This window comes from Corallococcus carmarthensis (assembly GCF_003611695.1).
Taxonomy (GTDB): Bacteria; Myxococcota; Myxococcia; order Myxococcales; family Myxococcaceae; genus Corallococcus; species Corallococcus carmarthensis.
The window spans coordinates 1-1,967 of the sequence record NZ_RAWE01000438.1 but is presented as its reverse complement, the minus strand read 5'-3'; the positions used below and the strand labels follow the sequence as shown (position 1 = coordinate 1,967).

The 1,967-nt window shown below is 67.1% G+C and carries 3 protein-coding genes; 2 read left to right on the top strand and 1 reads right to left on the bottom strand.

The features are described from left to right. The first annotated feature begins 100 nt into the window (after window positions 1-100). The gene (locus D7X32_RS44270; protein ID WP_120608462.1) at window positions 101-556 is read left to right on the top strand and encodes a hypothetical protein; all 456 of its coding nucleotides are present in this window, start codon (window positions 101-103) and stop codon (window positions 554-556) included. Window positions 557-687: 131 nt separating this feature from the next. Next, window positions 688-1,104 carry a hypothetical protein gene (locus tag D7X32_RS44265; RefSeq protein ID WP_120608461.1) on the top strand — a complete coding sequence of 139 codons (417 nt, stop codon included), beginning with the start codon at window positions 688-690 and terminating at the stop codon, window positions 1,102-1,104. 235 nt (window positions 1,105-1,339) lie between these two features. Here D7X32_RS44265 and D7X32_RS44260 read toward each other — a convergent pair. Continuing rightward, window positions 1,340-1,967 (bottom strand): SCO family protein (locus D7X32_RS44260; RefSeq protein WP_244239522.1); only part of this gene is annotated, 628 nt, incomplete at its 5' end.

The following is a 1,967-nucleotide window of genomic DNA, read 5'->3' as shown; positions in this document are numbered from 1 at the left end:
GAGGGGGCCGGGGCCGGTCCGGGCGGGGAATGGGTACTACTGGAAAGATGGGCTAGAGTTGTTCCCAGCCTCTTTCCTCTCCTCTCCGGAGCGAAATCGCATGTCCCAGCAAGCCCCTGGCAAGAAGCGTGGTCTGTCCCGTCCCGTGGAAGTCGTCCGCGCGGAGCTCCTCAAGGATCCCGAGACGAAGCGCATCGCGGATGCGGTGGGGATGAAGCTGGAGGACTACGTCGAGCTGGTGCTCGAGTACGCGCAGGACAAGGACAAGGAGCCCATGCTCAACGTCGTGTCCGACGAGGAACTGAAGGCCAACGGCTTCCCGGTGCACACGGTGGAGGAGGTCGGTGAGTTCCTCGTCGCCGGCGCCAAGGGTGAGCTGCCCGGCCAGGGCAACCCCTTCGCCAAGTCCGAGTTCGAGGCCGGCAAGGGCGGCGGCGCCGCCGGCAAGCCCAGCCTGAACCCCACGGGCGAGGCCCCCAAGGCGCCGGAGGACGAGGCGAAGCGTCAGGAGCTCATGGACCAGCTGAAGAAGGGCGGCGGCGGACCCCGCGGCTGAAGCCCGCCCGGAATCCCCGTGAAATAGATCGGAAATTCGGAGGAAACATTTTCCTCCCCCTTCCGAGAATCCTTTTGCAGCTTCACTTCGGCACACACTCTCCAAACCAGACTTAAGCAGGGGGTATTACCATGGGCGGCATCGGCAAGGTTGTCAGCAGCATCGCGAAGACGGTCAGCAATGTCGCCGGCGGCGTCGCGAACATCGCGGGCAAGGCGCTGAACTTCGTGCAGAACCCGATGGGCGCCATCGCCGGCGGCCTGAAGGGCATCGCGGGCGGCCTCCTGGACAAGCTCCCGTTCGGCCTGGGCAAGCTGGCGAAGCCGTTCGTGGACAAGTTCATCGACTCCGGCGCGTCCCTGCTCGCCAAGGGGCCCCTGGCTGGTCTGTCCCAGCTGACCAAGTTCGCCCCCACCGTGAAGTCCATCGGTGACATCGCGACCACCGTGAAGAACGGCGCGGACAAGGTCGGCGCGCTGGCCTCCCAGCCCGCGCAGCAGAACTTCCAGAACATCATCGCGCAGGCGCAGGCGCAGCTGGTCAACTAAGCTTCTCACTGAAGCTGACGTGACTCAGGCACGAGGGCCGGTACTCACCGCGAGGTGGGGCCGGCCTTCGGCTTTGCGGGCCAACGCCGCGCAAGGCACGAGGGCCGGTTCCCGTCCGTCATGGGCGGGGCGCCGGCCCTTCGTCGTTGCGGGCTCGGACGCCGGGCTCGGAAGCCGGGTGGAGTGAGACCCATTGGGCCGCACCCGGAGTGCGGGCGCGATCAGGAAGGGGGGCTCAGCCCTCTTCGCGGGTGATGCGGAAGGCGTCGGTCTCCAGTTTCTGGGTCGCCTCGGGATCCGCGCTGTCGTAGTAGCCGCGGATCTCTCCGGCGCTGTCCACCAGCACGAAGTGGGTGCCGTGGAAGATGGAGAGCAGGTCGTCCTCGGCGGCGCCGGGCTCGCGGCCCATGCTGATCTTGAAGCCCTGGACGATGGTGTCCTTGAGGGTGCCGTAGTCGCCGGTGAGGAAGTTCCAGCGGGTGAAGTCCGCCTGGTACTTCTTCCCGTACTCGGCCAGCCGCTCCGGGGTGTCGTAGGCCGGATCCACGGAGAAGGACACCAGCTGGAGGTCGGTTCCCAGCTTCGCGGTGTGGTCCTGCACGCGCGCCATCTTCTGGGTGAAGACGGGGCAGACGGTGGGGCAGCGGGTGAAGATGAAGTTGGCGATGAACGGGTGGCCGCGGAGCTGCTTCAGTCCGAAGGGTTGTCCGTCCTGCCGCGTGAAGGTGAAGTCCGGCAGGGCGCCCAGCCGGGGCGGCGGCTGCGAACGGCCCTTCATCAGGTCGTGGACCGTCACCCCGACGAAACCGAGCGACGCCACGGCGATGCCCGCCCAGACCCACGAGCGGCGGACGGGACGGGAG

What these genes read in the sequence shown, in the direction of transcription:
- D7X32_RS44270 (WP_120608462.1), top strand. Translation starts at nt 101, where the DNA reads ATGTCCCAGCAAGCCCCTGGCAAGAAGCGTGGTCTGTCCCGTCCCGTG.
- D7X32_RS44265 (WP_120608461.1), top strand. Translation starts at nt 688, where the DNA reads ATGGGCGGCATCGGCAAGGTTGTCAGCAGCATCGCGAAGACGGTCAGC.